Consider the following 6792-nt stretch of genomic DNA (forward strand, 5'->3'; position numbering starts at 1 on the left):
TAGTATCACCAAATTCTTGATAAAGGGATGAATTATGCATACTTTTTATAAAATTTTGATTATTAATTCCATTATAATTACCATATTGTATTTCTAAAGCTCTATGTGCATATGCCCCAATTTTAATTCCATAATCATCTATTTCATGATAAGACCATTCCAATAGCATTGTAATAACTTCATCAAAAACTAAATTCATATTCTCGGGGGATGCATTATTTGGGTCTGGAATTTTATTTAAAAACTTTAAATAAGCATTTTTGTATTCAGTATCTGCATTTTTATCTTTAATTTTTTGTTTACCATACTTTTTATGCCATTGATATATTCTTTCGTAACAGTCTTTTAAAGTCATATCTCTTGGAATTTTATCTAAATCATACTGTGATAATACCATAATATCGAACTTTGAATAATAATGTTATATAAAAATTTTTGTATTATTATTAGCAAAGTTTATATATTGTATTTTACTAAAATTTTGATTAAATATAAATTCTTTGTATTTTTTTCCAATATAAATGATTTATCAGTTTATTAAATGGTTACTAATTATAAATCTTAATCGATTGCTAATGCATTATAGATGCAATGTTATGCTTAGAAGATAATAAATAAAAAAATATTATTTATAAACATATAAAAATACTCTATACAACATACAAAATTTGATAAGTTTTAAATATTATCAATCAATAACACATCGATATGGATTATTATTCTAAGTTAATAATTTCTGAAGATTTTAACAAATTGATAGAAGAATTACAAAAGTCAAATATTAATTTTTCAAAAGATGAAATTACAGCTCCAATTTCAATTAATACACCAGATTATACTGGAAATGGTAAGATTAAAGTTTTAGAGGATAAAAATATAATAAACTTAAATCCAGAATTGGGATATGAATACATAAAAAATACTAATCATATTATAAGTGGCTATGACGAAAGTTTAATAAACATACCGGCTCTGGAAGGTAATGGTTATATGTTTGCTCATAGTTTAGTTACATTGAAATCAGAGAAATATATACCTATTGTAAAGCTTTCTCTTAATTTTTATACCAAATCCAGGACTTTAGTTAATAATTCTAACTTAATAAAATATGCCGATGATTTATCTATTCAATCTAAAATCGATTATGTACTTGATAAGATAAAGTTATTAGAAGAATATACAATTCAAAACTCTATTATACTTATTGATGGTCCTCTCATAGGAGGTCAGATAAGTGAATACAATATAAAGCTTAATTTAAATTTGTTAAAAAAAGGAGTAATACCTATATTTATTGTTAAGAATTCTGATAGTTCATTAATAGTTGATAATTTGTATGAAGGCCAGTATAACTCAGACTTTGAATTTGCATTTAAAATATTAAAGAAAGGTCAAAGAACTAGTTTATATATGTACCAGGATATAAATAGTAGGAATAAAAATAAAATTTTCACTTATATAAAACCCTATGAACATGTTAGTCCAATAAGATTCGAAATTCATGAAGAGACCTATAAATTTTATAAAAATCAGCTAGATAATATATTTAATTGCATTTATTATTTACTGCTCTCTCAGGGTAATGTTAATAATCCACAACCAAAAATAGTAGCTATTGCCGAAGAATATGCTAGAGAAGTATTAAAAACAATAAATATAGATGATATTATATTTAAATCAGGTTTAGTTCCAACAATGAATTATACCAGATTCGGGTGGTAAAATAATGTTAATAACATTAGGTGAAGAAGGCGGCAAAATAAAACTAATATCTAAAGAATCAGATAACGATGGAATACTTCCTTATGGCTCATATATAACTGTGGAGGATGAAGATAAAAAATTTATATTAAGGGTTGAAGAATCAGCACAAATAAACTCTTTTAGTGTATCCCCAATGCTAGCTGACATGGATATTAAACCTTTACTTCAGGATCAAAAGGTTAGAAATATTGTACTTGCAGTGAGAATAAAAGAAATACCTCAAAGAGAGGATGGGTTAAGTAGCTATATTAAACCTATGTTATTTGCAAGACGTTCTAATCAAGAAGAAATTGATTATATAATGAATAACAATAAAGGAATACCAGTGTTTTTATCGGCAATGTATGCATATGACTCTCAAATAATAAAGGATGAGAATAAAAATCCAATTTTAGTGAATATACCAGAAAAATTCTTTTTTTATCAAACTCTTATTACTGGGGCAACAGGATCTGGCAAAACTGCAGCAATGAAATATTTATCACAATATTTTGTGGAAAAATTGGATATATTAAACGGTCCAGGAGCTGTTTTAGCTATAAATGTAAAAGAGGATGATTTTCTATATATGGATAAACCTTCGAAAACTGAAAAAACGGATATTATTAATGAATGGGAGGCTTTGGGGGAAACTGCTCATGGAATAGATTCATTCAGAATATATTATCCGGGAAATAACATACCTATGTCAAAAAAAATGGATAAAAATAAGGCCGTAAGTATAACAATAGAAACTAAGAACTTAGATCCTGAAAATCTAAGCGGTATTATTCAGAATTTGTCTGCAAAGGGAGCTGAGCAAATAATAGATATATTTAGATACTGGCAGGCCAATGTTATGGGAAAGAGGGGCGAAGGATGTAAAATGTCTGATTTTATCAGATATTTGGATGATCCTGAGAAAAAAAGGGTTTATCGTGTTCTTACAGCTAATGGTGATACATATGAATATACCTTACATGCTGGAACATTAAATAGTCTTAAAAATGCTTTTATAACTGCATCATCATTTTTTGATAATCCAAATGCTCGGGAATTAAACGCAGATGACATTTTGGAAAGACGCAAAATGTCTGTTATAGATTTAAGTCAAAAAAATGCAATTGGATTCGGCGCTATTTTATTAAGAGATATACTTAACAAAATTTATGAAGAAAAAAGTAATGGAAAGTCTGATGTACCTGTATTAGTGATCATCGATGAAGTTCATGAATTTTATGGCAATTCCAAGACATATGAGGCATTAAAAACTCTTGATGCTATAGCTAGAAAGGGAAGAAGTTTAGGAATTAGTGTTATTTTTGCCTCTCAAAATTTGGAAGATATACCATCTGGTATAAGCAAAGTAGTAAATTCTAAGATTTTCTTTAAAGGGTATTCAGAAAGAAATAGAAATAAGAGCATAAATGACGAAGCTCTTGGTCCGGGTTATGCTATTTCTCAAATTTATGGGCTAAGCTTTGTGAAATTAATAAAATTTCCATTACCATTGGGTGGTTTATATGAAAAATGAGAATAATGGAATAAAGAGTCTTTTAAAGCAATTATTAACTGATGAAGAGTATAAAACATTAGAAAGAGCTATAGAATACCATGAATCACAGGGTGATGATTAAATGTTTGAGCTTGTGTATGATAATTTAAAAATAAATGTTAATGAGAACTATTCTAAAGATTATAAAGGTGATAATATATGTATATTAAAAGGTCCTAATGATTCTGGAAAAACTACTACTTTATCATTAATTAAATTTGCATTTTCTAATTTTAAATTAGATAAAATAGATAATGAAACTATGAAAAATAAAATAAAATTGATTTTAAACAATCCAGATTTTAAAATGGAATTATCAATATCTAGCTATAATAATAATTTTAAAATTAAAATAACATATGATAATAAATCAAAAATTGCGGAATATTTTATAAATGATAAGTCAGTTGGGTATACACGTTTCACTGAAGAAACTGAACTTCTCTATGAAGTTCCAGGTGAGGCCGTAAAAAAGCTAGATGGTATTTTATATGATATTAATAATAAACTATCTGGGTATGAAACTATATTGATAGAATATGAAAATCATCTTCGAGAAATATATAATAAGTTAATAGAATATGAAGAATATGAAAATACAAAGAAAGATATAATAGCAAATATAGGAGGATTAAATAAGAAATTACAGAGTATTACACCAATATATGAGGAAGATTGTAGGAATTATCAAGATTTACATAATAAGTATATATATAATGAATATCAGCAATTAGATTTAAAAATTTCAGATATTGAGGTAGAAATTAATAATTTACATAAAAAGATTAAAAAAGACAAATATAAAAATGTAAAAATTAATAAACAATTAAATGAGCTGATCAAAAATAGTAAAGACGTTTATGTTCTAATTAAATATGATCAGTTACTATTTGATGGATTTATAGAAAAAAATGAAGAATATCAATGGATTTTTGGTGAAGGATTAAAACACCTAAATGATGGTGATGATCTAAGTGAGGAATTAATTTCTAGGTTTTATAAATATTTTAATAACATAAAAGAGCAAATAGAAGAAAATTTAAAAAATAGTAGTAATAGTGAGAGCATTTTACAATACAACTTAATTGAACAATTAATACAGTTAATTAACCAATATATAGATAAAAATCCGATAATACCAATTTTTGATGACACTGCAAGTACTTTATTAGAAAGATTGTATAATGAGAGAAAAAAATTGAAAGACATTAATGATAAATATATTAAACTTAATGATTTAAAAGCTGCATGTGAACACATTATAAGTGAATTTGGTAAATTATCATCAAGTTTAAGGAATTATAATATTGAAAAAGATAAAAATAATCCTAAGATGCTAGGTGAGGATGAAATTAATGGTGAGGATTATCAATCACAGATTGATGAACTAGAAAAACAAAAAAATTTACTTCAAAAAGAAAAATTGAAAATAGAAGATGAATATAATCAATTAACAAGATCCTATAGTATATATGATCTCGATATTTTAAGAAAAAATTTAGAAAATGCTGAAGATAAGTGTAAAGAGGATAAAAAACTAATAGACTCATTAAATACCGACATTAAAGATCAACAAAATACATTGAATAGTTTAAAGAATATTGAAAAACCTGTATACACCATGACAAAAACTGAGATAGAATGTGAAAATAAAAGAATAGACGGATTAAAAAAGAAGCTTAAGAAGTATAAAGAATATATTGAATTATTATTAAAAAATCAATATAGTAATATTAGCCAAGAAAATACAGATAAAGTTTTTTATGATGCTCTAGGCAGTTATATTGCAAACATTATAAAATTTGTCTATCACCTACATAACAAATATGATTTGGCTGGGATTGATTTTATCAATAGGGAATATATTATAGATTCGCAGAAAGATACTAAAATTTCCTTTGATTCAATTGGTACAGGAACTAGTACCCTAAATGGACTAATGACTAGGATAAAACAGGGTACAAATGGCAAAAAACTTGTTATATTAGTTGATGAAATTGGAGATATGGATAATAGTAATTTGCAAAACCTAATAAATATTGCTGAAAGCCAGATCAAATCAGATAGACTATTACTAATGCTTATGACAAGGCCAGATAATAATAAATCAGAAGCATGTTGCGAATCTATAAAATTTAGTTGAGGTGAGATAAACTTTATGGAAAGAAATGATGATGTTAAGACTAACTTTTTGGAAAATTTAAAACAATTAATAGATTTCAAGAAAATAAATGTTATTGATGTGATAAAAAAAATTCCTGCTAAAAGATATGAATATTTTAATAAACTTAATAACAACAATTTAAACAAACTAAATTTAGATTATGGTGATAAATTAACATTGTCTAGAGATGGTTTAATATATGAAATAGGCAATGATAAATACGTAGTAACGTTAAAGGCCCTTATATTAGCTAGGTATGGAGTTACTAATATAGATGAATTTTTAAACGATTTAAATAAACAGTTTTTTATTGAGTTATATAATAAAAATACACAGGAACTAACATGGGATGAAAAAACTATTATTTTAACATTACTGGGATTAATGGCATGCGATAAAAATTCAGCTTTTAAATTTACAACAGATGAAAATGCTGAAGTTTTTCAAAAATGTGCTAAAGATGCTTTAATATTTTTACAGGAAAATAATGTAATAGATAGTAAATTTACTATAGATGACCTATTTAATTATAATGCTAGAGGTGAGCATAAGGTTCAAGCTAAAATGACAAGAATAAATAATATTCGTATTAAAACTAATAACATCTATTGTAAAGATACTAAACTTGGCCATTATTTAAAAATAATAATTGATAATAATATCAATAAAGATAACCTTTATTTTATACTTAGATTAATTTTTAATGAATTACCTAACAAGCAAAACCTTATAAATCTATTAAATAAAATGTATACCAGGCGTTATGAAGTATTAAGTGAAGATAGTAATATATCATTATCACTAAAACATAATTTAGAACATGATATTCTCATGTGGACTATTAATTAGAAGGTAATATAATGAAAAATTTAACACCATTAAGATTTCCAGGAAACAAAAGGTGGCTAGTAGATTATGTAAAAGATTTTATTATATATCACAAATTAAATAATATTATGGCTGAACCTTATGCAGGGAGTGCTTCTATATCATTGGGCCTATTGGATAAAGGTATTATTAAGAAATCATACATTAATGACAAGGATCCAATGATTTATGCATTTTGGTATTCTGTATTTAATTTAAATGAGGAACTAATAGAAGGAACCAAAGAAATTTCAACAAATATAACTGTTAAAAAATATTACGAATTTAAAAATCATCTTAACAAATCCATTAATTCGAATTTAAATAAAAATAATATTTTAGATTATGCTATAGAATTTTTGTTTTTAAATAGAACATCATATTCAGGAATAGTTAAAGGCGGTCCTATTGGTGGTAAAAAACAAGAATCAAAATATAAAATATCCTGTAGATTTGGATTAGA

At 25.4% G+C, this 6792-nt stretch carries 5 protein-coding genes and 1 pseudogene; 5 read left to right on the top strand and 1 reads right to left on the bottom strand.

What is annotated here, in order from left to right; translation table 11 throughout:
- Positions 1-397: hypothetical protein (locus AOG55_RS07480; RefSeq protein WP_156318803.1), on the bottom strand; the 397-nt coding region annotated here is incomplete at its 3' end.
- Between the two features lie 311 nt (positions 398-708).
- Here AOG55_RS07480 and AOG55_RS07485 point away from each other — a divergent pair.
- The 5 genes and pseudogenes from AOG55_RS07485 to AOG55_RS07505 all read left to right on the top strand — a co-directional run.
- Positions 709-1722: a DNA double-strand break repair nuclease NurA gene (locus AOG55_RS07485; protein ID WP_055041112.1), complete on the top strand. Its 1014-nt coding sequence runs from the start codon at positions 709-711 to the stop codon at positions 1720-1722.
- A gap of 4 nt (positions 1723-1726) precedes the next feature.
- Entirely contained in the window at positions 1727-3277 is a 1551-nt protein-coding gene (locus AOG55_RS07490; RefSeq protein ID WP_055041113.1) for an ATP-binding protein, read from the top strand.
- 103 nt (positions 3278-3380) lie between these two features.
- Positions 3381-5441: a hypothetical protein gene (locus AOG55_RS07495; protein ID WP_055041114.1), complete on the top strand. Its 2061-nt coding sequence runs from the start codon at positions 3381-3383 to the stop codon at positions 5439-5441.
- A 15-nt stretch (positions 5442-5456) separates the two neighbouring features.
- Positions 5457-6311: a hypothetical protein gene (locus AOG55_RS07500; protein WP_055041115.1), complete on the top strand. Its 855-nt coding sequence runs from the start codon at positions 5457-5459 to the stop codon at positions 6309-6311.
- An 11-nt stretch (positions 6312-6322) separates the two neighbouring features.
- Positions 6323-6792, top strand: a pseudogene (locus tag AOG55_RS07505) (DNA adenine methylase); the annotation flags it as partial.

This window comes from Acidiplasma cupricumulans (assembly GCF_001402935.1).
GTDB lineage: Archaea > Thermoplasmatota > Thermoplasmata > Thermoplasmatales > Thermoplasmataceae > Acidiplasma > Acidiplasma aeolicum.

Coding starts and splice junctions, on each gene's coding strand:
- AOG55_RS07485 (WP_055041112.1), top strand. CDS start 709: ATGGATTATTATTCTAAGTTAATAATTTCTGAAGATTTTAACAAATTG.
- AOG55_RS07490 (WP_055041113.1), top strand. CDS start 1,727: ATGTTAATAACATTAGGTGAAGAAGGCGGCAAAATAAAACTAATATCT.
- AOG55_RS07500 (WP_055041115.1), top strand. CDS start 5,457: ATGGAAAGAAATGATGATGTTAAGACTAACTTTTTGGAAAATTTAAAA.
- AOG55_RS07495 (WP_055041114.1), top strand. CDS start 3,381: ATGTTTGAGCTTGTGTATGATAATTTAAAAATAAATGTTAATGAGAAC.